We start from the raw sequence: 26,801 nt of genomic DNA, 5'->3' as shown, positions 1-26,801 counted from the left end.
AATGTTTTTAAATAAAAAAAATAACCAAAATGAACTTAAGAAACTCGCAGCTATTGAAGCAGCTAAACATATAAATTCTGAAATAACTCTTGGGGTTGGTACAGGCAGTACAGTAGTTTTTTTGATAGATGAGCTAATAAATTACAAAGATAAAATAAAACAAGTAGTTTCTAGCTCAGAAGACTCTACAAAAAAGCTTAAAGCGCTAGGTTTTGATGTAGTTGACCTTAATTACGCTGGTGAAATTGATTTATATATTGATGGTGCTGATGAGTGTAATAACCATAAAGAACTTATCAAAGGCGGCGGCGCTGCTCTTACACGAGAAAAAATTTGTGTTGCTGCTGCTAAAAAATTTATCTGTATCATTGATGAATCTAAAAAAGTCAATATTCTTGGGGAATTTCCCCTACCTATAGAGGTTATACCAATGGCTAGAAGCTATGTAGCTCGTGAGATAGTCAAACTAGGTGGCCAACCTGTATATAGAGAACAAACAATCACAGATAATGGTAATGTTATTTTAGATATACATAACCTAAAAATAAACAACCCTATAGATTTAGAAACTAAGTTAAATCAAATTACAGGTGTGGTGACTAATGGATTATTTGCTTTAAAGCCTGCAGATGTAGTTATTATGGCTAAAGCTAATGGAACTATTGATAGAGTTTAACTTCTTTTTTCAACCTATAGTTTTATTAAAAAATATAGCAATTATATTATAAACTTATAGTGCAAAATATTTAATCAAGAAGCTATCATTACTCTCAATTTTTGCATTAATTTCAAGCTTAAGATCTCTATCTATAGTCAATTGTATATAAAATAACATATCTTCAAGAGCTACAATATATCGTTACTTATGTATCATATAGCTTGTCTCGCTAAATATAGGAAATCAATATTCACAGATGAACTAGAGTATCTATCTAAAAGATATTTTGAAATATAATATAAACACAAAATAAACTAGTGTATTTTCCTACGAAAATAGTTCAAATGATAAACAGAACAGCTATAAAAACCTGTAAATTATAGTTAATCTGATAATATTGTGCTAAAGACGTGAGTAATAGCATCAGATAAATTATCAAAAGAATTATTTACTTTTCTTAAAATTCTTTTAAAATTGGCCCAAATTTTTTCTATAGGATTTAAATCAGGAGAATAAGCAGGAAGGTATAGTATCTGTATATCAAACTTCTCTGCTATTTTAGCCAATTTAGGAGACTTATGAAAACTAGCATTATCCATAACAACAGTAGTCTTTGGAATTAACTCAGGACATAAATGCTCTTCAAACCACTGATTAAAAATTTGAGTATCTGTATATCCAGTATACTCTAGCGGTGCTATAATCTTCTTTTCTAAATAGTTATAACCAGCAACTATACTTTTTCTCTGAGTTTGATAAGCAATAACTTCACCATAGCTAGGTTTACCAACAAGAGACCATCCTCTTAGTACAGACTGTTTATTATCCATACCCATTTCATCTAAATATACAAGTTTGTTAGGTTCAATAGTCTCAACAACCTCTATAAAACTTTGCCTATCTTGTTCTTTTCTTTGCTTATATTTAGGTGTCTTTTTTTAAAACTAAAACCAAGTCTGGTAAGACAATCATAAAATGTGCTTCTAGGTATTTCAGGAGCTAATGCTTCTCTAATATCTAAAGCCATTGCATCTGGATATGTTCTTAAGTAGCTTTCTATCGCTTCCTTATCTGTAAAGGTTGCTACTCTACCGCAACCCAAGCCTTGCTTAGATTTATAATCACCAGTTGTCTCGTATAAGTTTATCCAAGATCTAGTAGTACGGATATCTATATTAAAAAAATTACTTAGCTCTTTGTCTGTTAGGCCTTCTTTATATTTAGTTATTACGATATCTCTGAAATCTTGGCTATATGATGACATTTTTTCTAAATATTATAACATTATTGTCAAATAACTATCGGATTAACTATATATAAAACAAAAAAACTACCTTATTAATTTTCTCATCAATAAAGGAACTAATGCTAATATAGCTAAAACACTTAAAGCAGATATAAACTTAGCATCAATAAAACCTACTATATTTTCTTCTACAAGCATCTGCTTAAAATGAATTCCAAACCAAACATAAATAAATGTCACAGGAACGATTCCAAATAAAGTAGTAAAGAAAAATATATTATTTCTAACCTTCAATATAGCAGCTAAAATATTTGGTACAAAAAAAGGTATTGGTAACAACCTAGATATAAAAAGAATCATAATAGGATGATGCTCTACTAAAAACTTAAATTTTGAAACAATTTTATATTTAGATTTAGCAGATGTATCACCCCAATTATATTTTATAATTAAAAAAACTAGCATAGCTCCAGTTGTTGCTGAAAACATACAAATAATAAAACCTAACCACAACCCAAACAAAAGGCCTGCTAAAATTTTCAAAAATGGTTTAATAGGTATAGAAAAAAATACAGTAATTATATAAATAATTGAATATATAATACTAGCAATAATAGAATGTTGATTCACATAGAAACTAGTTTGAATATAAACTGACTTTAATTGTTCTAAGCTAAATGATTTATAACCATTTAAAACTAGAAATATAAGAATCCCAAAACTTAAAAAGATTATTAATAATAATCTTTTAATAAGTAATGGAGGTAAATTCTTCACTTAGAATTTTAAGAAATATTTAGGTAATAGGAATTATACTAAGCTAAAGCAGATTTTGCTTTTTCTACAACCGCTGCAAATGCATCTTTGTTATATACAGCCAATTCAGCTAATGCTTTTCTATCCAATTCAACACCTGCTTTATTTAAACCATTTATTAATTGGCTATAGCTAATATCATGTTGCCTAGCAGCAGCATTGATACGAACAATCCACAAAGATCTGAATGTTCTTTTCTTAACTTTACGGTCTCTATATGCATATTGACCTGCTTTAATTACAGCCTGTTTAGCTACTCTATAGACTCTTGAACGAGCACCATAGTAACCTTTAGCTTGTTTTAAAACCTTTTTATGACGTGCGCGCGCTGTTACGCCTCTTTTTACTCTTGACATGGTTTAGTTCTCCACTTTAAAATTATTTAATCTATGCATAAGGCATTTGTTGATTTAAGCTAGCTGTATCAACTTTTGCTACTTGATTCATACCTCTTAAATGACGCTTTCTCTTAGTTGTCATCTTAGTGTTGATATGAGCACGATTGGCACAACGATGTTTAAAACCACCCTTGCCAGTTCTTTTAAAGCGCTTAGCCGCACCACTTTTTGTTTTTAACTTTGGCATATTTAAATACTCCGCATTTATATTGCTTGTTGTTATTGTTATTTTTTCTTTGGTCCTAAAACCATTATCATTTGACGACCTTCCATTTTAGGTTGGTGTTCCACCGCACCGTATTCAGCTGCATCATTTGCCATACGCTTAAGCATTTGCATACCAAGCTCTTTGTGTGACATTTCTCTACCTCTAAATCTAAGTGTGACTTTTACTTTATCGCCTTTTTCTAGGAACTTTATCAGGTTGCGTAGTTTTACCTGGTAGTCACCCACATCAGTCACAGGTCTAAGCTTTACTTCTTTTACCTGTGTCTGTTTTTGGTTTTTTTTAGCTAGTGCTTTTTTCTTACCTTGTTCAAATAAGTATTTACCATAATCCATCAAACGACAGACCGGTGGTTTAGCATTTGCTACCATTTCAACCAAATCAACATCAGCCTGTCCTGCTAATGCTAATGCTTCATTAAGAGAAACAACACCTATTTGCTCTCCCTCAACACCTACTAGACGCACTTCTCTTGCCTTTATCTGGTCATTTATAAGTGCTTTCTTTTCTGCTTTAATAACTTTTTTCCTCCTAAAGAAATTGCTATCTTTTACTTTTTATTTCTGTACTTAGCATATCTATGAAATTTTCAACTGATATTTGCCCAAGTGATTCACCACTATGTTTACGTACTGATATGACTTGTTGCTCTTCCTCATTTCTACCAATAATCACAAAGTATGGTACACGCGAAAGAGTATGCTCACGTATTTTAAACCCAATCTTCTCATTTCTCAAGTCTAAATTTGCTCTTATGCCATTTTTTTCAAGGCACTGGTAAACTTTTGAACAATACTCGTCTTGATTGTTACTAATTCCTGTAACAACCACCTGTACTGGTGATAACCATAGTGGGAAATTACCAGCATGGTGCTCAATAAGCATACCAATAAATCTCTCAAGAGACCCAACTATAGCCCTATGTAACATAACCGGTGTTTGCTTATCTCCATTATGATCTATATAAGTTGCACCAAGACGATTTGGCATTGAGAAATCCATCTGGATTGTACCACACTGCCAACTTCTTCCAATAGCATCTTTTAGATGAAATTCTATCTTAGGCCCATAAAACGCCCCTTCACCTGGTAATAATGAAAATCCAATACCATTTTTCTTAAGAGCATCTTGCAAAGCTGACTCAGATTCATCCCATTCTTCATCACTACCAATACGATTCTCTGGTCTTAAAGCAATTTTTACATCAAAATTATCAAAACCAAAGTCTTTATAAACTTCAAAACATTGCTTTACCATTTGAATAACTTCTTCTTCTACTTGGCCTGCTGTACAAAATATATGCCCATCATCCTGAGTAAAACTTCTAACACGAAGAAGCCCATGTAATGATCCTGATGGTTCATTACGATGTACAATTCCAAATTCGGCCATTCGAATAGGAAGATCACGATAACTATGTAATTTAGTATTATAAACTTGTACACAAGTTGGGCAATTCATAGGTCTTAAAGCAAAATCTTTATTCTCAGACTTTGTTTTAAACATATTCTCCGCATATTTAGCTGCGTGACCTGATTTTTCCCACATTGAAAAATCAGCTATTAATGGAGTACGAATTTCTTTACAACCATACTTATTATTTGATGCACGCATATAGTCTTCTACTTCACGCCAGATCCTTGTACCATTATCATGCCAAAAAGCAATACCAGGAGAGTCTTCTTGAAAATGAAATAAATCTAACGTCTTACCAATCTTACGATGATCTCGTTTTTCAGCTTCTTCTAGCATATGTAAATATTGTTCTAAATCTTCTTTAGCTGCCCAACAAGTACCATATATTCTTGTTAACATCTCATTATCAGAATTACCTCGCCAGTACGCCCCAGCCAATTTGGTAAGCTTAAAAGCCTTAAGTAATGATGTGCTTGGAATATGTGGACCTCGACACAAATCACTAAAACTGCCTTGTGTATAGATTTTTACTGTTTCACTATCTATATTATCAATTATTTCAACTTTATAATTCTCACCCTGAGCTTTGAAAAACTCTACTGCCTCTTGCTTAGGAACAGCCTTATAAGTTACTGGAGTAGCTTTTTTTACTAACTCTTTCATTTTCTTTTCTATTTTTGGTAAATCAGACTCACCAATAGTTTCTTTAAAAGAAAAATCATAATAAAAACCATTATCAATAACGGGACCAATTGTAACCTCTGTACTTGGATATAATTCTTTTACAGCATGTGCCAAAAGGTGGGCACAAGAATGACGTAAAATTTCAAGCCCTTCATTATCATTTATAGTTATAAGCTTAACCTCACAATCATTTGTAAGAGCATCCTTAGCATCTCTAAATTCACCGTTTATGTATACTCCAACAGTTACTTTAGCTAAGCTAGAAGATATAGATTTTGCAACTTGCAAGGCATTAACCCCACTCTCAAACTCTTTCATAGAGCCATCAGGAAATTTAATATTTATCATGAGTTATACTTTCTTTTTATTAAAAATAATTACATACGGACTACATTATATGATATAGCTATAAATATGTAAATTACATTAATATATCCTACATCTAATAAAACAATTTTATATAAAAATATTATTATTAATCACATATAGTTAATCCGATAGTTATTTGACAATAATGTTATAATATTTAGAAAAAATGTCATCATATAGCCAAGATTTCAGAGGTATCGTAATAACTAAATATAAAGAAGGCCTAACAGACAAAGAGCTAAGTAATTTTTTTAATATAGATATCCGTACTACTAGATCTTGGATAAACTTATACGAGACAACTGGTGATTATAAATCTAAGCAAGGCTTGGGTTGCGGTAGAGTAGCAACCTTTACAGATAAGGAAGCGATAGAAAGCTACTTAAGAACATATCCAGATGCAATGGCTTTAGATATTAGAGAAGCATTAGCTCCTGAAATACCTAGAAGCACATTTTATGATTGTCTTACCAGACTTGGTTTTAGTTTTAAAAAAAGACACCTAAATATAAGCAAAGAAAAGAACAAGATAGGCAAAGTTTTATAGAGGTTGTTGAGACTATTGAACCTAACAAACTTGTATATTTAGATGAAATGGGTATGGATAATAAACAGTCTGTACTAAGAGGATGGTCTCTTGTTGGTAAACCTAGCTATGGTGAAGTTATTGCTTATCAAACTCAGAGAAAAAGTATAGTTGCTGGTTATAACTATTTAGAAAAGAAGATTATAGCACCGCTAGAGTATACTGGATATACAGATACTCAAATTTTTAATCAGTGGTTTGAAGAGCATTTATGTCCTGAGTTAATTCCAAAGACTACTGTTGTTATGGATAATGCTAGTTTTCATAAGTCTCCTAAATTGGCTAAAATAGCAGAGAAGTTTGATATACAGATACTATACCTTCCTGCTTATTCTCCTGATTTAAATCCTATAGAAAAAATTTGGGCCAATTTTAAAAGAATTTTAAGAAAAGTAAATAATTCTTTTGATAATTTATCTGATGCTATTACTCACGTCTTTAGCACAATATTATCAGATTAACTATATCAGATTAACTATATCAATAAATAAAACCTATTTACAAAAAATATTTTTCTATTGATATCAATTATTTTTATCAAAAGATTACTATTATTATGTCTAAGATCTTTTTATATTACCTACATTTTAAAATTCTTTAATTCTAATATTAAAATTAACATAAAAACATTCATATAATTTATTATTAAGCACTTTAGCTACTTATTTTAAATTTTTAAACAAAATTGATAATATTAAATAAAGCTGATCTGATAATAAAATTTAAATATCCGTATTTAAAATATATAAAGATAAGGAGTCTTATCATGAAACTAAATAAAATCACTGTATTAACAGGCTTAGTATTATTAATAAGCTCTCAAGCATACTCACATGGTTATGTAGAAAACCCTGCATCTCGTGGGCTATTATGTAAAAATGGAGCAAATAAAAACTGTGGGTCAAGAGCCCAATATGAACCCCAATCTATTGAACAAGTAGATGATTTTTTTAATTTAGGAACTCTTGACAATAATATGGGGAGTGCTGGTGTCTCAGGATTTGAACCTCTTGATGAACAAGAACAAAGCAGATGGGCTAAGACAGTTGTAAAACCTGATGAGCCATTAAAAATAAAATGGTTATTCACTGCAAATCATAAATCAAAACATTTTAAATTTTATATTACAAAGCCTAATTGGGATCCGAATAAACTTTTACAAAGATCTGATTTTGAAGATACTCCATTAAATTGTTATGATCCTCAGCCTGCTTGGGTAGCTCCTAATCAGCCACCTAAAGATGGCCTAACATTTACTTGTACTATGCCAGAACGTTCCGGATATCAAATTATCATGGCAGAATGGGATGTAGAAGATACAAGAATGAGCTTCTATAACTTATTAGATTTAGATTTCACTAATGATAAACCAGCAGGTATAGTTATCTTGCCTAATGGCACATCTGATGAAGGTGGATCAGAACAATCTGGCGTACCTAAGTATAATATAAATAATTCATACCCAACACCTGGTACCGAAGTTATTTTTGAAAATAAAATTTATCAAAATAAATGGTATATAAATCCTGGCGAGTCTCCAAAACAAAACAATGGATGGGAATATATTAGAGATTATGAAGAACAATTAGACCCTACAGATCCATTCTCAGTTGAAGCTACTAAGTTTACTATAAACCCTTTAGATATTAAACAAGGAGATAAGATTATCCTTCAGGTTGCTGAAAAATCTAAGGAAATGGTTGACTATCCTCTTTTAACTATTCCTGAAGGTATGAGCACCAATGATTTCTTTATAGAATTAACAAGCATTATAAATAAACTTAGCTCAGAAAAACTAGATAATCAAATAATTGCTGGCGTTAAAAATAATAATAATAATGTTGTACCAAATGATAATTCTCTATACATTTATCAAACAGCAGATAAACCATATGATCAAATTAGTTTCTATTACCAGCAAGCTAGTCACAATATTAAAAACATGCTTCATTTGATGGATTTTAATAATGAATATACTTTAGATACAGATGGTAAACTTCATATTAATGCTAAAATAATGTCACACAGTTCAGCTAAAGCTAATATTTCTATAGTGCTCCAGGATAGCACAGGCAAAGAGATATATAGAAAGTCTGATATAGAAATATTACCTACATATACTTATGATCTAGCCTTATCAATAGAGAATGTTAGCTCAGGTAGCTATAAACTTATCATATCAAGCAATATTGCTGGGGCTAAAGCATGGCAACAAACTATGGATATTGAAGTCAAAAGCTCAGGATCATCTGAAGACACTCCAACCCTAGATAAAAATATAGATATTACTATAGAATCAAATACTCCTTACTATCAAATCAAAGCCGATGATTCTGTGATACCTAGAACTTGGTCATCAAACATTGGTCCAACCAATCTAGTCAATTACCAAATAACTATAGCCACATGGAATAAAACCCTTCAAGCAAGTGATAATGATAATTCAGTATATACTAAGTGCCCACTACCTACCAACAATCAAACAAGCATCACATATTTAGTTAATGGAAGCCTTGATAGCGTAAGCTGTAAAATCAAATAATCACCTCTAATTGATTATTTCTACAATCAAAATTTTACTATATAGCAAATACATTTATTCAAGTACTACCTTAGTTTATATAAAATTATTCCACATGACTTTCATAATCTTGTGGAGACAACAATTTCTCTATTTCACTAGAATTTGTAGTTTCCATCTCAAAAAGCCACCCATTTTTATAGCATGACTCATTTATAAGGCTTGGATTATCTGCCAAATTTTTATTAATGCTAGTAACTTTCCCAGTCAATGGAGAATATATATCAGAAGCGGTTTTTACTGATTCTATCACACAAATTTCATCATCTTTATTATAAATTTGACCTATCTTAGGTAAGTCAACATACACAATTTCTCCGAATTCATTTTGAGAGTAATCATCAATTCCTACTCTAACAATATCATTTTTAACTTCAACCCACTCATTTGATGTTGTATATAAATATTTTTGATTAATTTCTGACATATTTTCCTCGAAAATAAAATATATTAATTATTTTAGCTAATGGATGATAATAGCATAAAAATCCTTTAAAATTAATTTGGTTAAACAAAAAACAAGCTATTTAAACCTATGGACTTAAAAAACAAAAATATAATCATTACAGCAGGAGGTACAGGAGGCCATATTTACCCAGCATTAGCAGTAGCACACCTACTAGCTGAAAATGGAGCTAATATTATATGGGTTGGTACCCCAAATAGTATGGAAGCAAATATAGTTCCTAAAGATTTTAATATACAATACATAAAATCATCAGGCATAAGAGGTAAAGGTCTTATTAAAAAGATAGTTTTTCCTGCAAAACTTGCCATAAGTACTATAAGAGCTAGATCTATATTAAAAAAATTTAATATAGATCTAGTAATTGGTTTTGGAGGTTATGTCTCTGGACCAATATGCTTAGCTGCTGTACAAAAAAAAATACCTATAATAATACATGAACAAAATGCAAAAATTGGTTTAACCAATAGAGTACTTGCTAAATTAGCTAACAAGATATGTTTAGCATTTGAAATAGAAAATTTAAATAATTATTTCACCTCCAAACAATTAAATAAAGTTAAGATTGTCGGCAATCCAATTAGAAAAGATATTGTTGCCTTAGGTAATTTTCAAATTAATTATTACCCTAACAACCAACCTCTAAAGATCCTAATACTGGGTGGCAGTCAAGGGGCTAAAGCAATAAATGATATTATTCCCAGTTTAATTACTGAACTAAATAACCAAAATATAGATATTAAAGTTTGGCATCAAACTGGACGATTATCTTTTGAAGAAACTAAATCTAAATATAAATCTATCGCTCCAAAACATATAAAAGAAATTTCTCCTTTCATTTTTGACATTGCAGAAGCTTATAAATGGGCAAATATAGTTATTTGTAGAGCTGGTGCTCTTACAGTGTCTGAATGTGCCGCAGCAGGTAAACCTGCTATTTTCATACCTCTCCCATCTGCTGTTGATGACCATCAGTTTTATAATGCTCAAAATATGGTAAGAAATAATGCTGGTTTTTGTCTAAGACAAGAACAGATGACTTTGGAGAATTTAATAGATATAATTAAGCCTTTCACGCTTAATAAAGAAAAAATAACTGAAATATCTAAAATAGCAAAAAAAACATTGATAAAAAACTCAAGTGAACAAATATTAGAGTGTATAAAAGAAATTTTAGACAAAAATAAATAATAAATAAGGATTTTAAAATGAACTTTGATATGTCAAAGCTGATGCAACAAGCTCAAAAAATGCAAGAACAAATGAAAAAAGCTCAAGAAGAAAAATCTAGTTTAGAAGTTACTGGAGAAGCTGGAGCTGGTCTAGTAAAAATAACTATGACTGGTAAATATGATGTTAAATCCGTAAATATTGATGATTCACTAATGAATGAAGATAAAGAAATATTAGAAGACTTAATTGCCGCAGCTGTTAATAGTGCAGTAAAAAAAGTTGAAGAAAATTCATCTTCTTCCAATGATATTCAAAAAATGGCGAAAGATGCTGGTATCGATTTACCTAGTGGCATGGACTTTCCTTTTAAATAATGGACAATAAAATATTTTCTCCAAAAATTACTGCCGTAATAGAGTCATTACGTAAACTTCCAACTATTGGAAAAAAGTCATCTCAGAGGCTGACATTGCACTTATTAGATAAATCTCCTGAAACTGCAAACGCTATCGCCAACTCTCTTTTAGACGCTACTCAAAATATAAAAAAATGTCAGTATTGCCAAGCTTTAACTGAAGAAACTATTTGCAATATATGTGACAGCTCTAACCGTAATGACTCTAAGTTATGTATTATTGAAAGTATGCTAGATATGATAGCTATCGAAGAAGCTGATATTTTTAAGGGTAAGTACTTTATCTTAAACGGCAGAATTTCTCCACTTGATGGAATTGGTCCAAGCGAACTAAAACTTGATATTTTAGAAAATATCATAGCATCTCGAAAAGTTGATGAAATAATACTAGCCATAAGCTCTACTGTTGAGGGTGAAACTACAGCACATTTTATATCTCAAATGATAGGTAAAAATATAAAAATCTCACGGATTGGTTTTGGCATACCTTTTGGTGGTGAGCTAGAATACCTGGATCAACAGACTCTTTTTCATGCTTTTAATGCCAGGACTAATTTTTAAATTTCAACAAATAATTATAGCACAACAATATATTCTCTGATGTTACTTATAAATTAAGAACTCTCTCAACAGTATTGCATACATTAAGCTTTCTAATCATTCTAATTAATAAATATAACTCTCTCCTATTTCTAACTACCACTACAGCTGCAAGTTTAGCTTCTTTATTATCTAACGCTATCATATCAAAGCTACGAATATCCACTCCCTCTCTTGCTAAAGTAGCCGTTATTTTAGCTATAGCTCCTGAAATGTTTTTGAGAGTTATTGCAATTCTAGCCTTAAAGCTTGGGTCATCATCACTATTAGTAAACCAGTCAGCTTTTATTTGTTTAGAGTTTTCACACTTAAGTTTAGCATATAAATTATTACAACTTTTTCTATGCACTTCAATATTTCCATCTTCATTTAAAGTGCCCATAATTTCATCATTTGGCAATGGCAGGCAACACTCAGAAATACGAGGATCATCTCCATATCTTATTTGCAGCTTAGATTCAGATGGTTTTTTATAAGAATTACGTACATCATCAACATATTTAACAATAAAATCTATAAAATTATTAGGATCGACTAAACCTAAACCAGTATCTAAATAAAAACGATTTATAGTATCAATTCCCTCATAGTTAAACAAAGCTCCATCTATTATTTCACTTGGCACTTCTCTAAGCTCAACACCCCGTAATCTAAGCTCTCCCTCAACAATATCTTTACCTCTTATATAATCTATATTTTTATACTGTTGTTTTAAAAATTCTTTTATTGCAGATTTAGCTCTACCTGTTTCAACAAAGCTTAACCAGGCTGGATTTGGGTCAGCTATAGCAGAAGTAATAATCTCGATATTATCCCCCTGTCTAAGCCTATAGTTTAATGATACATTTTTTCTATTAACCCTTGCTGCGATGCATTTATTACCTATATCTGTATGTATAAAGTATGCAAAATCAATACATGTAGAATTTATAGGTAATTCAACAATCTCTCCTTGAGGAGTAAACACAAAAACATCATTATTAAATATATCAGTTTTTACATTTTCTAAAAACTCCACTGAGCTTGCCGTATAGACATTAATATCAGATATTTTTTTTAACCATCTCTGCAATGCTTTATCAGTTTTTTCACCTATCTTATAACTCCAATGAGCAGCAATACCATATTCAGCTTGACGGTTCATTTTTTCAGTTTTGATTTGTATTTCTAGAGGTATATTATATGGCCCTAAAACTACAGTATGAATTGATCTATACCCATTAGCCTTAGGCGTTGCTATGTAATCTTTAAATTTCTGTGGTATTGGTTTATACAACTCATGCACTTTTCCAAGGGCTACATAACAATCCATTCTATTAGGAACAATAATTTTATATGCATACATATCCATAATTTCATCAAATGATATACCTTTCTTGCGCATTTTATTATAAATACTATAAAGGGTTTTTTTTCTAGCTTTAATATCATTTGGAGAAACTAGCTCTCCTAATTTTCCGACCAATGCATCTTTCACTTCATAGAAAACTTTTTCTTTATTTTTTTCAACTTTTTTAACTTTTTCCTCTAAAATATGATATCGATAAGGATGCATTCCTTCAAAAGCTAATGTCTCTAATTGTTCTTTTAATGTATTTATCCCCAACCTATGAGCGATTGGGGCAAATACATCTAGAGTTTCTTTCGATATCCTACGTTTTTTCTCAGGCTTAAGGGGAGCTAAAGTTCTCATATTATGAAGTCTATCTGCCAGCTTTATAAGTATTACACGGACATCCTTAGTTACTGAAAGCAACATTTTACGGAAATTTTCAGCTTGCTGCTCAGCTCTATTTTTATGTCTGATTTGAGTAAGTTTTGTAACTCCTTCAACTAATTGGGCAACTTTTTCACCAAAACGTTCAGTAATATCGTCAGCAGTATACTCAGTATCTTCAACAACATCATGCAATAAAGCTGCAATAATAGTGTCCACATCCATCCTCAAATTAGCTAACACGCAAGCAACAGCTACTGGATGAGTAAAATAAGGCTCACCAGAACTCCTCACCTGAGTCTCATGTGCATCAGCACCAAATATAAATGCTTGAGCGATTCTTGACCTTTCTACAGCTGGGAGATATTTTGAAATTAAATTATTAAGAGTATAGTAACAAAACATATTTATTTACTAGAAGTTTATATTTCTTAGCTAAATGATAAATTGAATTAGAAATCAAAGCAATTTATTACTACTTTGTTTTAAAAGAAACCAAATACTTTCTTGAAATAAGTGCCATAAACACTATTAAACTAATATCAATTATCAATAAAACTGTTGCTAAAACTGTGTTGTATCGTTTTTGAGAAAATACAGCTCCTTGGCCAGGAGCTGCTACAGTTAATGGATTATATACCAACCCATACCTTTTAACAATATTAGCTCCAATATCCCTAACATTAACTACAGGAACATTTTCTTTCAAAAAATTTACAGCTACTGAATTGACTGTTTGATATTCCGGAGGTAAATCTTTTGTTACTCCGGTAGGAAAACTTGGTAATTTAATAATACGTTGTTTTGATTCGCTAGACTTAGGCTTTTTAGAATCTTTATTCTTACTATCTATATCGCCATTATCACTAGTTTTTATCTTAGGCTGTTTCAACCCTATAGAGGCCATATTACCTCCTACATTTATATAAGCTTTAATCTTATTATCACCAGCAGCCTTTTTGTACATTTCCATCCGCGTATCTATAGATGTATCTGTAGCATTATGATACGGAATATTTATAACTTTATAATCATTTCTTTTTATAGCATCACTTAACTTCAAAATAGCTCCTGGTGTCATACCATAACCATTATCTCTAGAACCACCTAAAGTAGACCCCAAAATATCAAAATCAAAAATCTTTTTACTTACTAAGTTATGATAAATATCAGGCCATGTAAAATTAGGTCTATTTGCTCCAAATTGTGAGGCACCTGTTGAAAAAATAATTAAAGGCTTTAACTTTAATGTTTTAATAGCAGCAAGCATAGCTATATCTAAAGCAGGATATGACCCTGTTTCTTGTACAGCAACTGTATCACCCTCATTCAGATCCAGTTCACTAAGCCAACTGACAAATATAGCTGACATATTTGGGTTAACAGAGGATCTTTTTGCATATAAGTCACCTGAATCAGTAGTAATTTCGGTCATTGATAAACCAATTAAACCAGTACATGTGACATCACCAACTGTTTTACAGAGATACCCTTTAGACATAAAAAGTTCTTGTGTAAACTTAAAAGCTTTATCAGTTAATTCTGCCGCCTCTAATTTTTGTGTATATCCTTTAGTCTCAACAACTAGATTTTTCTCTACTATATATAAAGAAATAATCATAAAAGCACTTAAGAACAATATTATATAGCGCGACAAAAATTTACGGTGCCAATACATCGTTTTCATATTATATTCCTACTATTTGAGGGCCAATTAAAACTATTAATAGCAAACGTATAATAATGGAAGCTATTAGTAAAGAACCAACTGTTTCGATAAGTCCTTGTCTATCTATAGATAAAGCTATTAACCCTGGAATAATATATCCAATAACTTGAACCTGATTAGAATAAAAACTAGCTGCCATATACTGTGAAAAAAAACTATTACACATAGTACCTAGTATAAAAGACAAAAGCACTGTGATAGCAATTCGTCTTCTACCATAAATAATCATAAATTTTGACATAAACCTAACTATACCAAATATTACTATTGAAATAGCAATTGTAACTATAACTCTATCAGGGGCACCCATCTCTAGAGCAAAGTATCCTGGCACGACCATACCACCTGTTGACAGCCCTAAAAGTGATACAAATATCAGTCCAACTATAAGACCTATTCCTATCGAGAGTGTTAATGGATCCATATTCTCTCCTATATATTATTTAAATTAAAAACCATGTTTCTGTTTATGACTTTGATCACAATAGTCAATTAAGCTCATACCTATATCTTTTATATTACCAACTCCGACAAGCATATAAGAACTTGTCTGCTGAGCGGAATAAATCTTCTCTAAAATTTGTTGCGGCTTCATACCTTCACAAATAATTATCTTTGAAAGCTCAGAGCTACTAGCTTTAGCATATTTTTTATAGAAAGACACAAAAACATCTGTACCAGTCCCAATAAGCACAACTAAATCTGGCTTCTGCCACCCAAGTATTGCTTCGGCTATTTGCTTAGATCTATCCTCTCTATCAGCTCTACAGTTTACAACAAGCACTTTTTTATCACAACTTTCGTATTTTTCATAAAGCTTATCCCATAACATTTTTGTAGAAACTGGATCATTAGCAGCAAATGCATTTGCAAAATTCATTTCTGAATTTTGAATATCAAAATTATACTCTGTCATTGCTCCAGGATCTGGAGTTGCCTCCCACATGCCTTTCAGTGCAATCTCTCTAGGGATACCCAAATCATCAGTAACTTTAAGAGCTAATGCAACATTTATCTTAAATTCTGAATAAACAAATTTATCAATTTCTTCATCTGTGATCTTCTCAGCATCCCCTATAGAGGCTGCAATAAGTTCACTATCTCTATCTTTACAAACATATCTAAAAAAATCCAAATGCACATCTTCAGCTGTAAAATATTTTGATTTAACAGGAACTGTACCAGCCAGAGCTTTGGCAACATCTCTCTCAGTTGGGCCCATCACATCTAAATGGTCTGGTCTAGCATTAGTAAGCACTCCATGAGTTGCTTTAATTAATTTTAATTCGCATAAGGATTGTAATAGAGGTTGAAGAGCCATACACTCAATTACTATTGCATCTGCTTTAGCTCTTTTTGCTTTAAACATTATCTTAACCTGCTCAGCAATATTACTAAATCCAATTCTAAATACAGGTGTTTCTGAGCCATCAACATCAATATATCTAGCTAAAGTACCTGTAGTTTTAGCCACTGTTGTATAGCCACCAGCCCTAACCCCTGCTGCTATTAGCCTAGCAACACTAGATTTTCCTCTTGTACCATTTACATGAATTCTAATAGGTACACTTTTAATACTGCTACTATGCACAATATTCTCTATTATCAGATATAGAGACAATACAATAAAAACACCTAAAATTAACCAAAAATCCAAAACAGTCACCTTCTAAGTAAAACTCATAACAATTATAACACTGAGAATAAGAGATATAAAGATTTAGAGTTTATACTACTTAACTAATATTGCTAAATCTTGTCTCTGGCATTTTATACATTATGGGAATCATAATAATAGAGGATATAATCAAAAGCCAAGCTGGAGCTAGCATGTTACCAGAAGCTACGACTAAAGCTGTTGCTATAAATGGAATAGTTCCTCCAAAAAAAGAATTACCGATATTATAACTTAATGCATTACCACTATAGCGATATTTTGTCTCAAAAAGCTCAGGTGCAGCAGCCCCATACGCCCCCCACACAGCCATCAAAGGTATACTCAAAATCACCATAGCTAATACAAGCCACACCATTCCCTTATCCATGATTATAAAACAAGGATATGCAAATATTATATACACAAATATAGAAAACTTTATAAGAGGTTTTCTACCTACAATATCACTTAAAAATCCCCATAATGGTGCTGAAAAAGAAAAAATTAAGCTAAATAAAGTAATAATTGCTAATGAGTAAAATTCCGAATAATGTAATTCAGTAAAATAGCTTTCCAAATATGAAAGTACTAAGTAGTAAATAATATTAGCATAAGCAGATAATGCTATTGCTAAGAACAAAGGTTTGGATTGCTTTGTAAACATTTCTCTTACAGGTTTTGCAGATATATCACCTTGCTTTTGCAATTGCTCAAAAGAAGAGCTCTCAGGTATCAATAAACGCATAGTGAATGCCATTATAGCAAGAACTAAACCTATAGCATAACCTACTCTCCAACCCCATGAGTTTAAAATATCATGAGTAAATAAAGCAAAAAGTAACATTGCAACAAGTGAAGCAAAGAATACTCCTGCACCTGATGACATCGTAGCAAAACTTGCTACAAGCCCTCTACGATTAGATTTAGTGGATTCAATCATAATAACCATAACTCCACCATACGACCCACCTATAGAAAAACCTTGCAAAAGCCTCATTAAAATAAGGATAATAGGTGCTAAAATGCCAATACTACTATAACCAGGAAGCAGCATTATAATAAACATTGGCAAAATCATTAGAGATATTGAAATTATTAAAGCTTTTTTTCTACCAAAACGATCACCAAAGCTCCCCATTATAACGCTGCCTATAGGACCCATAAAAAAACCAGCAGCAAACACACCAAAAGTCATAAGTATAGCTGTATACTTACTAACATCTGGAAAAAAAATATGAGCAATTATTGGTGTCAAATATGCAAAAAGCATAAAATCATACCATTCAACTATAGTACTGGCAGAAGCAAAAAAAACATGTTTTTTTGAAAAATTTTTCACTGTCACTAATCAATAAGATATATCTTGGGTAAATACTTTATAGACTAAAATGCTAATTTGCAAACCGATATACTATAAATAGCAATAAAACAAAATGGTATAAAAATACAAACTTAGAATCAAAAAAAATCAAGGTAATTATAAGGTACTGTCGTAAACTGCCAATTATCTTATTTTGTAGTATGATTTTATCATAAATATAATTATGTTTTTATATGTTAGATTTCACAGGTAGGCACTTTACAAAACTAATGATTCTCCAAGCACTTCGTTAGCATTTATTACATCCATTAAATGTAGAAAAGTTGATGAAAGAGCATGGAGTTAGCATAGGCCATAGCACTACTATAGATCGTTGAGTCATCAAATATGCTAAAGAGCATAAAGACTACTTTCAGTAAGCATTTCAAGAAATATGGTAGTTATGTTAGCTGGAAGATGGATGAAACCTACTTAAAACATAAAGGTAAATATGGAGGTACTCTAGATTTTATGGTTTCAGATAAAAAAGATGAAAAAGCTACATGCTGGTAAGATGATTGTTTGGGTTCAGATTTATGCTATAGCTACATATAGTTAATCCGATAGTTATTTGACAATAATGTTATAATATTTAGAAAAAATGTCATCATATAGCCAAGATTTCAGAGATATCGTAATAACTAAATATAAAGAAGGCCTAACAGACAAAGAGCTAAGTAATTTTTTTAATATAGATATCCGTACTACTAGATCTTGGATAAACTTATACGAGACAACTGGTGATTATAAATCTAAGCAAGGCTTGGGTTGCGGTAGAGTAGCAACCTTTACAGATAAGGAAGCGATAGAAAGCTACTTAAGAACATATCCAGATGCAATGGCTTTAGATATTAGAGAAGCATTAGCTCCTGAAATACCTAGAAGCACATTTTATGATTGTCTTACCAGACTTGGTTTTAGTTTTAAAAAAAGACACCTAAATATAAGCAAAGAAAAGAACAAGATAGGCAAAGTTTTATAGAGGTTGTTGAGACTATTGAACCTAACAAACTTGTATATTTAGATGAAATGGGTATGGATAATAAACAGTCTGTACTAAGAGGATGGTCTCTTGTTGGTAAACCTAGCTATGGTGAAGTTATTGCTTATCAAACTCAGAGAAAAAGTATAGTTGCTGGTTATAACTATTTAGAAAAGAAGATTATAGCACCGCTAGAGTATACTGGATATACAGATACTCAAATTTTTAATCAGTGGTTTGAAAAGCATTTATGTCCTGAGTTAATTCCAAAGACTACTGTTGTTATGGATAATGCTAGTTTTCATAAGTCTCCTAAATTGGCTAAAATAGCAGAGAAGTTTGATATACAGATACTATACCTTCCTGCTTATTCTCCTGATTTAAATCCTATAGAAAAAATTTGGGCCAATTTTAAAAGAATTTTAAGAAAAGTAAATAATTCTTTTGATAATTTATCTGATGCTATTACTCACGTCTTTAGCACAATATTATCAGATTAACTATATCTAGTATTAGACAACCTATTGAATCTTTAAATAATTGGATAGAAGAAAAAACAAGAATAGAAATTGCTAGCAAAGCTCACTCAATTAAAGGCTTGATGGTACATATATTTAGTAGATTGCTACTTCTTTTGAAATCCTTACCTAAAAAACTTTGTAGCTCTTAACTGTTGATTTGCATTAAAAGCGCATGCAGCTGCTGCCATGACATCTCTTCTGTACTTAACATATGTTTTATTAGTATATTTTGTGGTTTATTAAAAGCATAAACATCGTACTTATCTATAGTTTTCATGCTTTTTGAGAGATTATCTCGACATAAATTTATTTGTTTATTGAGTAAAGCTAGATAGTTATCTTGAGAATGAGTAAAACTAAAATCTTTTATTAAATTCTGAAGTAATGTAATTGTACTATCTAGGTCTGGAGTATTAGAAGTGTCTTTGTGTAGTTGATTAACTTTTTTGATCTTTAATGACACTCCAGTAAATAGACAACCAAGATTTATATCAAAATGTTTTTTTTATACTCATCACATGCTGTTAATATACATATTTTTAAAGTATTCAGTATTAATTCATCAATATCTTTGTACACAACGTCTATTTTTTTCACTTTATATGATTCTATAGTTTCTTTTAAATAAAGTGGTAGCATATTATTTTCAGTAATAATCTGTTTCATCAAGTATATATGTTCTACATTAACTATAGAATGTTGCAAGTTTTTTTTACTCTTATCCCAGGCTTTATTACTTTCTATAAAATCAAAAAAAGCATCATTGCCTTCTTCATCAAGCTTCCAAGGATAGAATATAACATCTTGTAAAATGTATGCTATAGTTAATCTGATAATATTATGCTAAAGACGTGAGTAATAGCATCAGATAAATTATCAAAAGAATTATTTACTTTTCTTAAAATTCTTTTAAAATTGGCCCAAATTTTTTCTATAGGATTTAAATCAGGAGAATAAGCAGGAAGGTATAGTATCTGTATATCAAACTTCTCTGCTATTTTAGCCAATTTAGGAGACTTATGAAAACTAGCATTATCCATAACAACAGTAGTCTTTGGAATTAACTCAGGACATAAATGCTCTTCAAACCACTGATTAAAAATTTGAGTATCTGTATATCCAGTATACTCTAGCGGTGCTATAATCTTCTTTTCTAAATAGTTATAACCAGCAACTATACTTTTTCTCTGAGTTTGATAAGCAATAACTTCACCATAGCTAGGTTTACCAACAAGAGACCATCCTCTTAGTACAGACTGTTTATTATCCATACCCATTTCATCTAAATATACAAGTTTGTTAGGTTCAATAGTCTCAACAACCTCTATAAAACTTTGCCTATCTTGTTCTTTTCTTTGCTTATATTTAGGTGTCTTTTTTTAAAACTAAAACCAAGTCTGGTAAGACAATCATAAAATGTGCTTCTAGGTATTTCAGGAGCTAATGCTTCTCTAATATCTAAAGCCATTGCATCTGGATATGTTCTTAAGTAGCTTTCTATCGCTTCCTTATCTGTAAAGGTTGCTACTCTACCGCAACCCAAGCCTTGCTTAGATTTATAATCACCAGTTGTCTCGTATAAGTTTATCCAAGATCTAGTAGTACGGATATCTATATTAAAAAAATTACTTAGCTCTTTGTCTGTTAGGCCTTCTTTATATTTAGTTATTACGATATCTCTGAAATCTTGGCTATATGATGACATTTTTTCTAAATATTATAACATTATTGTCAAATAACTATCGGATTAACTATACATAAGACTGTAATAGATAAGTATGATGAGATTGAAGGCTAGGATTGCTATATCTACCACTACACAAAAAAACTTCAATATAACCATTTTTTTGGTGCAAATATCCAGCATAATAGATATTTTCTTCATTAGATATCGACGGATGCCCATACTGGTCATCCCAGTTAATATATTTATGTAATGATTTATCTATTCCCATTTTTAAACTATCATTATAGTTGTTTTTTATGCCTGTATTAAAATTAAAACTTTCTGTAAGAACAAAGATTCTGAAATCATCAATAGCTAAAGGGCAGTGATAACCTTGTGTTAAATTTTCATATGCAGGGTTTATGGCTTTTTCATTAGCTCTTTTATATTTAGCAGGGATAGGCTTAATATGTTCTTTTATAAGTTTTTCAATATTATTCATAAATAAATACCATGTATTTTCAGCTCTGTCGCAAACTGACAATTACCTAAATTATGTAGTAGTATTATATCACAATAATAATTTATTATTTATTATATAAATTTTATACTATCTTACTATTTAATTAATAATATAACTATTTAGATGAAATATATCTAAACATTGGAAAGAACAAAAAGATAGTAGCATAGCAATGCTAGATAAATTATAATCTAAAAGTTTAAAGTGTTTGAAAGAGAGTTAAAAATGAAGTTTATTAGGTTTTGTGAAACTCAAATAACCAAAAAGTAACTAAAAAACGTCTAAAAGGTATTTAACTCTTTCAAATAGATATTCTATAGGAGATTTACTCAGATCAACCTCAATTCGGAGTTAAATTAGTCCATTGAAATTCTTCTCTACCCAACAATTTCAGTATGAGCCATAATCCAAGTAGACAGACAGGTCATCAAATACTTTATGCCTTTTTTCTCTTAAGTTATGATACACAGATAATTTCGTCGCATCAACATAGTAGATATATGTGTGCTTACCTTGATTTGAGCCAATAAAATCAGCTAATAAACCTAAAGGCTTGAAGAACAAATTCTAAAAATCTTATATAGATTAGGATATTAAGAAAAAATCTATTTAAATATTCACATAAAAAATCATTTATTCCAGAGAAATGGTATTAGTAATGCTCCGATATTCTTTGAATTTATTTGAAACACCTTTGTGGTGCGGACGGGGAGACTCGAACTCCCACAGTTTTACCCGCTGGAACCTAAATCCAGTGCGTCTACCAATTTCGCCACGTCCGCAATATCTGGGGTGATTGATGGGGCTCGAACCCACGACAGCCGGAATCACAATCCGGGGCTCTACCAACTGAGCTACAACCACCATTACAAATTACTATTACTATTACTATTACTATTACTATTACTATTACTATTACTATTACTATTACTATTACTATTACTATTACTATTACTATTACTATTACTATTACTATTACTCATTGTAATGGCACGTCTGGCAGGATTCGAACCTGCTACCCTCGGCTTAGAAGGCCGATGCTCTATCCAGATGAGCTACAGACGCATCAAAAATGGTCGGAGCAGAGGGATTTGAACCCCCGACCCTCTGGTCCCAAACCAGATGCGCTACCAAGCTGCGCTATGCTCCGACAATATTTTAACTAATGGTGGCCTGAGGCGGAATCGAACCACCGACACGAGGATTTTCAATCCTCTGCTCTACCGACTGAGCTATCAGGCCAATGACGAGTATTATACCTATACAGATGTATTTAAGTCAATAGTTTTATTAGTATTTTACAATATTTTTTACTCATAAAAGGTTTTTATATTTTGGTCATCAGCATACGCATATAAAGTTTGGGCTATTGAAGTCGATCCTGAATGTATATTACCGTATCGATCAATAGCAATTAAACCCACATAATCACCATCTTGATCACTCTCTATTATTGTTTTATCTACAGCTTGTATTAAAGTCATTCCATCTTTAATTCTAGTAGCAATCTTAGCTGCTACTGCTTGATTTACAATATGCTCACCAATGCCAGTACAAGAAATTCCAACATACTCATTAGTAAAATTTCCTGCAACAGTAGGACTATCACCCACTCTACCTGGGTATTCAAAGCCTGCTCCACCAGTTGATGTAACAGAACATATTTTACCTTTAGAATCTAATACCACTACACCTACTGTCCCTGTATAACCTTTTTTTAATTCTAAATATTCTTGATATCTTTTCTCTGTCATTGGGTTATATTTAGGCAGCTTCATAATAGTGTGGGCAAAGTCTGTAGCTTGATTACCAGCTAAAATGCTATTATGTTGTTGCATCAGTTTACTTGCTACTTCAATAGGATTCCTAATATTCTGAACATTAATAACCCCAGCAAATTTTTTATTACAACTATCCATGATAGAAGCAGACATTCTTATTTGACCATCTTGTTGGACTCTAGAACCTGTACCAGCATTAAAAATTTCATCATCTTCTAAGAGCATAGCGGTGTAAACAGCAGTATTATTAGCATCATCAAACTTTTTTAAATACTTATGAGCTTTTTCAATAATAAGTAAAAGATGATTATGGTAGTCTATAAAAGATGTTTTTTTATCTTCTCTTGCACCACAACCGCCATGAATTATAATTTTTTGCATATATAAAACCTATTCAAGTAAATTAACAGAGAAATTAAAACACCTTGAAGCTAATATTCGACTAAACTAGTATTTAAGTCAAATTTTTGACCTTCTAGTAACATATGCATCCGAATATCTACTAAACTAATTGGTGAGTTATTACGAGCATTATGTAGCGAAGAATGCTTAAGATGGGAGAAATCTATAATAGTTACCATACCAGAACCTACAACTTCTATTACATCTTCTGAGTTCAGTAGTGCTGAAGTATCCTCATCAATACCTACACCAACCATATAAGGGTTATAAGATAATGCTGCCAACAACCTCCCTAACCTATCTCGCTGTGAGAAGTGCTGATCAACAAGAAGCTTATTAGTAAGTCCTAAGCCAGGGGCTAAATTAACCATATTACATCTAGGCATCAAACCTGCCTGACCACCAGCTATCATAAACCCAGAGATAAAAGCAGCTCCTGCAGAAGTTCCTGCCACGTTAACACCTTTAGCATTTAGTCTTCTGATTAATTGGGCTATAGGTGTACCCCCAAGCGTAGTAGATAATAAAAGCTGATTTCCTCCAGTAATAAATATACCTGTACACTGAGAAAGCTGATCTTGGTACTCTTGATTAACTGTAGCTTCCAAACGTGTTTCTATTTTCAGATTATAGACTTCATTGGCTCCCATTTCATTAAAAATATCTACATAGATATCTCCAGTATCTGGTAGTTTAGAAGCTGTTGGTATAACAGCAATTTTTGCATCTTTACCGCCAGATAACTCAATAAACTTTTCTAACACAGTCGGGCTAGCAAATTTATCTTCTCCTCCACCAATTGGCATAATAAATCCCCGATGGTCACTTTTTGCTGGCTTAGAAGGCATATTAAAAATCTCCTTTAAATAAACAGTTTCTTATATAAAAATAAAAATCATTTTCGTTAAAATAATACTAACTAATCAATAATATTTCTATAAAAATGGTTTATTTTTAGCATCTAAATAGATATATACAAAATATTTACGTCATTATTAATTGATGATATGCTATCTGGTAAGTAATTATCACTAACTAAACGTTACTAAAAATGAACAATATAAAAGCTCTGACCATCGGGGGTGCTACACTCGATACTATTATTGAATATGAGGAAATGTTTACTATGAACATGCAAAAAAAAGATACTACTGAGACTTTTATGTTACTTGAAGAAGGCGCAAAAATTGAAGTCAAAGAACATAACTCTTTTTCAGGTGGCGGAGCAACTAACGCTGCAGTTTCATTTAAAAAACAAGGCATAGATGTTAGTTTTTTTGGCAAAATTGGTAAAGATATAGCCGGTAAAAAAATAATTCAGGAGCTTAAAACTATTGGAATAGACATATCGAATATTAAATATTCTGAAAAATATGGTACCGCAACTTCCTATGTAATACCGACACTTAGCGGCGATAGAACAATTTTTGCTTATAGAGGAGCCAATAAAGACATACTCAAGGATGATCTACCGTCTCAAGCAATTATAGATAGTGATTTTATATATATAACCTCATTAAGTGAATCATCTGCAGCTAGATTACCAGAAATAGTTAAGCTTGCATCAGAAAATAATACTAAAGTAGCAATTAACCCAGGTTCAAGTCAGCTAAGTGTCGGTGAGAGCTTCATTAAAGATTCAATGTTCGGGATTAATATTCTAGTTTTAAACTATCAAGAAGCACAAAAACTGATGATTTCATTGCTTTCTATAAATGATCAAAGTATTGCAGCAACAAAAGATAGGCTAGAAACAACTATAGATGATGAAAATAGTGACTTTTTAAATGCCACATTTAGATTAAAAGATTTCTTTGGAATATGCTTAGACCTTGGTGTTAGAGTGATTGTTGTAACTGATGGTGCTAATGGAGTTTATGCTGCGACAAAAGAAAATATTTATCACAGCGAGTCTTTAAGTATTAAAAATGTAATTAATACATTAGGCGCAGGAGATGCTTTTAGTTCTACTTTTTGTGCTAATATTTATAAAGGTAAAACTATTGAAGAAGCAATAAAATATGCACTTATAAATGCCAGTCATGTAATCCAACATCCAGACGCAAAATCAGGATTACAAGAAATGGCTTCTTTAGATGAAATAAAATCAAGAATAGATACAGAATTAGATAATAAAATTAATATCACTTTCTGGTAGCAATATATTTACCTTCAAAAAAAGATTCCACATCTGCAACATAGAAATCTATTTCTTGATTATCATAAAAATTTGCCTTAGATTTATTATCATCGGCATGGACTAAAACTGTCTGCATCCCTAAATTCTTAGCTGTGACTAAGTTATGCGATGAATCCTCAAAAAATACTGCATTAGAGAAATCTATATCAAATCTATTCCTACCTATTTCGAAATACTTACTCTTTGGCTTTGCTATCAAACCTGTATCCTCTATAGTCAATATACCGTCAAAATAATTTTCTAACCCTAACTGCTTTAATACTCTAGTTGTATGAAAATCAGAAGCATTAGTAAATATATAAGTTTGATTACCTTTCTTTAATTTACCTATACATTCATTTAGATCTTGATTTGGTTTAAAGTGATCAATATCTATATCATCTATAAAATCTAAAAACTCTTTATGATCAATATTGTGATAACGCATCATCCCAAGCATAGTTGAGCCAAACTCATAATATAATTCATCACGAATAATATTAGCTTTCTCATTATCAGAAATGTTTAGTTTAAATTTAATGTATTCACTCATCTTTTTTAACTGACTATCAAATAAGCCATTTTTATAAGAATAAAGTGTATTATCTAAGTCAAATATATAGGTTTTCACTGCTTAAATTTATTTTCTT

At 31.3% G+C, this 26,801-nt stretch carries 28 protein-coding genes and 5 tRNA genes; 9 read left to right on the top strand and 24 right to left on the bottom strand.

Features of this window, described 5'->3' with window-relative positions:
* The first annotated feature begins 1 nt into the window (after position 1).
* On the top strand, positions 2–676 hold the full coding sequence (gene rpiA / locus ACR0PV_RS03915) for a ribose-5-phosphate isomerase RpiA (protein WP_488173669.1): 675 nt from the start codon (positions 2–4) through the stop codon (positions 674–676).
* 365 nt (positions 677–1,041) lie between these two features.
* On the opposite strand, the gene ACR0PV_RS03910 is transcribed toward rpiA, so the two are convergent.
* The 6 genes from ACR0PV_RS03910 to thrS all read right to left on the bottom strand — a co-directional run bounded on the left by ACR0PV_RS03910 (position 1,042) and on the right by thrS (position 5,792).
* Positions 1,042–1,922 (bottom strand): IS630 family transposase gene (locus ACR0PV_RS03910; RefSeq protein ID WP_488172194.1). Its coding sequence is split into 2 segments (ribosomal slippage): positions 1,042–1,598 and positions 1,598–1,922, totalling 882 coding nucleotides; the frame shifts between segments, so codons are not numbered across the junction.
* A 66-nt stretch (positions 1,923–1,988) separates the two neighbouring features.
* Entirely contained in the window at positions 1,989–2,681 is a 693-nt protein-coding gene (locus ACR0PV_RS03905) for a TVP38/TMEM64 family protein (protein WP_488173668.1), read from the bottom strand.
* A 38-nt stretch (positions 2,682–2,719) separates the two neighbouring features.
* Positions 2,720–3,076: a 50S ribosomal protein L20 gene (gene rplT, locus ACR0PV_RS03900; RefSeq protein ID WP_488173667.1), complete on the bottom strand. Its 357-nt coding sequence runs from the start codon at positions 3,074–3,076 to the stop codon at positions 2,720–2,722.
* 31 nt (positions 3,077–3,107) lie between these two features.
* On the bottom strand, positions 3,108–3,305 hold the full coding sequence (gene rpmI, locus ACR0PV_RS03895; protein WP_488173666.1) for a 50S ribosomal protein L35: 198 nt from the start codon (positions 3,303–3,305) through the stop codon (positions 3,108–3,110).
* Between the two features lie 38 nt (positions 3,306–3,343).
* Complete coding sequence (gene infC, locus ACR0PV_RS03890) at positions 3,344–3,862, bottom strand: translation initiation factor IF-3 (protein WP_488173948.1); 519 nt, start codon at positions 3,860–3,862, stop codon at positions 3,344–3,346.
* Positions 3,863–3,887: 25 nt separating this feature from the next.
* Positions 3,888–5,792: a threonine--tRNA ligase gene (gene thrS, locus ACR0PV_RS03885; protein WP_488173665.1), complete on the bottom strand. Its 1,905-nt coding sequence runs from the start codon at positions 5,790–5,792 to the stop codon at positions 3,888–3,890.
* A 187-nt stretch (positions 5,793–5,979) separates the two neighbouring features.
* Between thrS and ACR0PV_RS03880 the strand changes: the two genes are divergently transcribed.
* Positions 5,980–6,860 (top strand): IS630 family transposase gene (locus ACR0PV_RS03880; RefSeq protein WP_488173664.1). Its coding sequence is split into 2 segments (ribosomal slippage): positions 5,980–6,304 and positions 6,304–6,860, totalling 882 coding nucleotides; the frame shifts between segments, so codons are not numbered across the junction.
* 305 nt (positions 6,861–7,165) lie between these two features.
* Entirely contained in the window at positions 7,166–8,941 is a 1,776-nt protein-coding gene (locus ACR0PV_RS03875) for a lytic polysaccharide monooxygenase (RefSeq protein WP_488173663.1), read from the top strand.
* Positions 8,942–9,026: 85 nt separating this feature from the next.
* Here ACR0PV_RS03875 and gcvH read toward each other — a convergent pair whose 3' ends face one another.
* On the bottom strand, positions 9,027–9,407 hold the full coding sequence (gcvH, locus tag ACR0PV_RS03870; RefSeq protein WP_488173662.1) for a glycine cleavage system protein GcvH: 381 nt from the start codon (positions 9,405–9,407) through the stop codon (positions 9,027–9,029).
* 108 nt (positions 9,408–9,515) lie between these two features.
* On the opposite strand from gcvH, the gene murG reads away from it, so the two are divergent.
* The 3 genes from murG to recR are packed head-to-tail and all read left to right on the top strand — an operon-like array spanning position 9,516 to position 11,595.
* Positions 9,516–10,637, top strand: a complete 1,122-nt coding sequence (murG, locus tag ACR0PV_RS03865) for an undecaprenyldiphospho-muramoylpentapeptide beta-N-acetylglucosaminyltransferase (protein WP_488173661.1) — start codon at positions 9,516–9,518, stop codon at positions 10,635–10,637.
* A 17-nt stretch (positions 10,638–10,654) separates the two neighbouring features.
* Positions 10,655–10,993, top strand: a complete 339-nt coding sequence (locus ACR0PV_RS03860; RefSeq protein ID WP_488173660.1) for a YbaB/EbfC family nucleoid-associated protein — start codon at positions 10,655–10,657, stop codon at positions 10,991–10,993.
* Positions 10,993–11,595: a recombination mediator RecR gene (gene recR, locus ACR0PV_RS03855; protein ID WP_488173659.1), complete on the top strand. Its 603-nt coding sequence runs from the start codon at positions 10,993–10,995 to the stop codon at positions 11,593–11,595. The genes ACR0PV_RS03860 and recR overlap by 1 nt, the downstream gene beginning before the upstream one ends.
* Positions 11,596–11,641: 46 nt before the next feature.
* Here recR and ACR0PV_RS03850 read toward each other — a convergent pair whose 3' ends face one another.
* From ACR0PV_RS03850 to ACR0PV_RS03830, 5 genes are all read right to left on the bottom strand, one after another.
* Positions 11,642–13,756, bottom strand: a complete 2,115-nt coding sequence (locus ACR0PV_RS03850) for a RelA/SpoT family protein (protein ID WP_488173658.1) — start codon at positions 13,754–13,756, stop codon at positions 11,642–11,644.
* Between the two features lie 70 nt (positions 13,757–13,826).
* Complete coding sequence (pgsW, locus tag ACR0PV_RS03845; protein WP_488173657.1) at positions 13,827–15,038, bottom strand: poly-gamma-glutamate system protein; 1,212 nt, start codon at positions 15,036–15,038, stop codon at positions 13,827–13,829.
* A gap of 1 nt (position 15,039) precedes the next feature.
* Positions 15,040–15,504, bottom strand: coding sequence for a poly-gamma-glutamate biosynthesis protein PgsC (pgsC, locus tag ACR0PV_RS03840; protein WP_488173656.1), 465 nt, complete (start codon positions 15,502–15,504; stop codon positions 15,040–15,042).
* 24 nt (positions 15,505–15,528) lie between these two features.
* Positions 15,529–16,746, bottom strand: a complete 1,218-nt coding sequence (pgsB, locus tag ACR0PV_RS03835) for a poly-gamma-glutamate synthase PgsB (RefSeq protein ID WP_488173655.1) — start codon at positions 16,744–16,746, stop codon at positions 15,529–15,531.
* 70 nt (positions 16,747–16,816) lie between these two features.
* Entirely contained in the window at positions 16,817–18,076 is a 1,260-nt protein-coding gene (locus tag ACR0PV_RS03830; RefSeq protein WP_488173654.1) for an MFS transporter, read from the bottom strand.
* A gap of 369 nt (positions 18,077–18,445) precedes the next feature.
* Between ACR0PV_RS03830 and ACR0PV_RS03825 the strand changes: the two genes are divergently transcribed.
* A complete protein-coding gene (locus ACR0PV_RS03825; RefSeq protein ID WP_488173653.1) occupies positions 18,446–18,610 on the top strand; it encodes a hypothetical protein in 165 nt (54 codons plus the stop codon).
* An 88-nt stretch (positions 18,611–18,698) separates the two neighbouring features.
* A protein-coding gene (locus tag ACR0PV_RS03820; RefSeq protein WP_488172201.1) for an IS630 family transposase occupies positions 18,699–19,579 on the top strand; the annotation gives its coding sequence in 2 pieces (ribosomal slippage) (positions 18,699–19,023 and positions 19,023–19,579; 882 coding nt in all).
* 166 nt (positions 19,580–19,745) lie between these two features.
* Here ACR0PV_RS03820 and ACR0PV_RS03815 read toward each other — a convergent pair.
* From ACR0PV_RS03815 to ACR0PV_RS03765, 11 genes are all read right to left on the bottom strand, one after another.
* Entirely contained in the window at positions 19,746–20,063 is a 318-nt protein-coding gene (locus ACR0PV_RS03815; protein WP_488172309.1) for a hypothetical protein, read from the bottom strand.
* A gap of 361 nt (positions 20,064–20,424) precedes the next feature.
* A protein-coding gene (locus ACR0PV_RS03810) for an IS630 family transposase (protein ID WP_488172186.1) occupies positions 20,425–21,305 on the bottom strand; the annotation gives its coding sequence in 2 pieces (ribosomal slippage) (positions 20,425–20,981 and positions 20,981–21,305; 882 coding nt in all).
* Between the two features lie 46 nt (positions 21,306–21,351).
* Positions 21,352–21,768, bottom strand: a complete 417-nt coding sequence (locus ACR0PV_RS03805) for a hypothetical protein (RefSeq protein WP_488173652.1) — start codon at positions 21,766–21,768, stop codon at positions 21,352–21,354.
* 411 nt (positions 21,769–22,179) lie between these two features.
* Positions 22,180–22,353, bottom strand: a complete 174-nt coding sequence (locus tag ACR0PV_RS03800) for a transposase (RefSeq protein ID WP_488173651.1) — start codon at positions 22,351–22,353, stop codon at positions 22,180–22,182.
* 133 nt (positions 22,354–22,486) lie between these two features.
* A tRNA-Leu gene (locus ACR0PV_RS03795) sits at positions 22,487–22,571 on the bottom strand.
* A 6-nt stretch (positions 22,572–22,577) separates the two neighbouring features.
* Positions 22,578–22,653 (bottom strand) — tRNA-His (locus ACR0PV_RS03790).
* A gap of 124 nt (positions 22,654–22,777) precedes the next feature.
* A tRNA-Arg gene (locus ACR0PV_RS03785) sits at positions 22,778–22,854 on the bottom strand.
* A gap of 8 nt (positions 22,855–22,862) precedes the next feature.
* Positions 22,863–22,939 (bottom strand) — tRNA-Pro (locus tag ACR0PV_RS03780).
* 16 nt (positions 22,940–22,955) lie between these two features.
* Positions 22,956–23,031: transfer RNA gene (locus ACR0PV_RS03775), tRNA-Phe, on the bottom strand.
* Positions 23,032–23,099: 68 nt separating this feature from the next.
* Positions 23,100–23,951: an isoaspartyl peptidase/L-asparaginase gene (locus tag ACR0PV_RS03770; protein WP_488173650.1), complete on the bottom strand. Its 852-nt coding sequence runs from the start codon at positions 23,949–23,951 to the stop codon at positions 23,100–23,102.
* Between the two features lie 50 nt (positions 23,952–24,001).
* Positions 24,002–24,820 (bottom strand): cyanophycinase, encoded by an 819-nt coding sequence (locus ACR0PV_RS03765; RefSeq protein WP_488173649.1) that lies wholly within the window; start codon positions 24,818–24,820, stop codon positions 24,002–24,004.
* 203 nt (positions 24,821–25,023) lie between these two features.
* On the opposite strand from ACR0PV_RS03765, the gene ACR0PV_RS03760 reads away from it, so the two are divergent.
* The gene (locus ACR0PV_RS03760) at positions 25,024–26,130 is read left to right on the top strand and encodes a carbohydrate kinase family protein (protein WP_488173648.1); all 1,107 of its coding nucleotides are present in this window, start codon (positions 25,024–25,026) and stop codon (positions 26,128–26,130) included.
* Here ACR0PV_RS03760 and ACR0PV_RS03755 read toward each other — a convergent pair.
* Positions 26,117–26,782, bottom strand: a complete 666-nt coding sequence (locus ACR0PV_RS03755; RefSeq protein ID WP_488173647.1) for a pyrimidine 5'-nucleotidase — start codon at positions 26,780–26,782, stop codon at positions 26,117–26,119. The genes ACR0PV_RS03760 and ACR0PV_RS03755 overlap by 14 nt on opposite strands.
* Between the last annotated feature and the right edge of the window lie 19 nt (positions 26,783–26,801).

The sequence above is a fragment of the Francisella sp. AG1 genome (assembly GCF_057683165.1).
The sequence above is the reverse complement of the archived record's forward strand: the minus strand, read 5'-3'. Positions and strand labels throughout refer to the sequence as shown.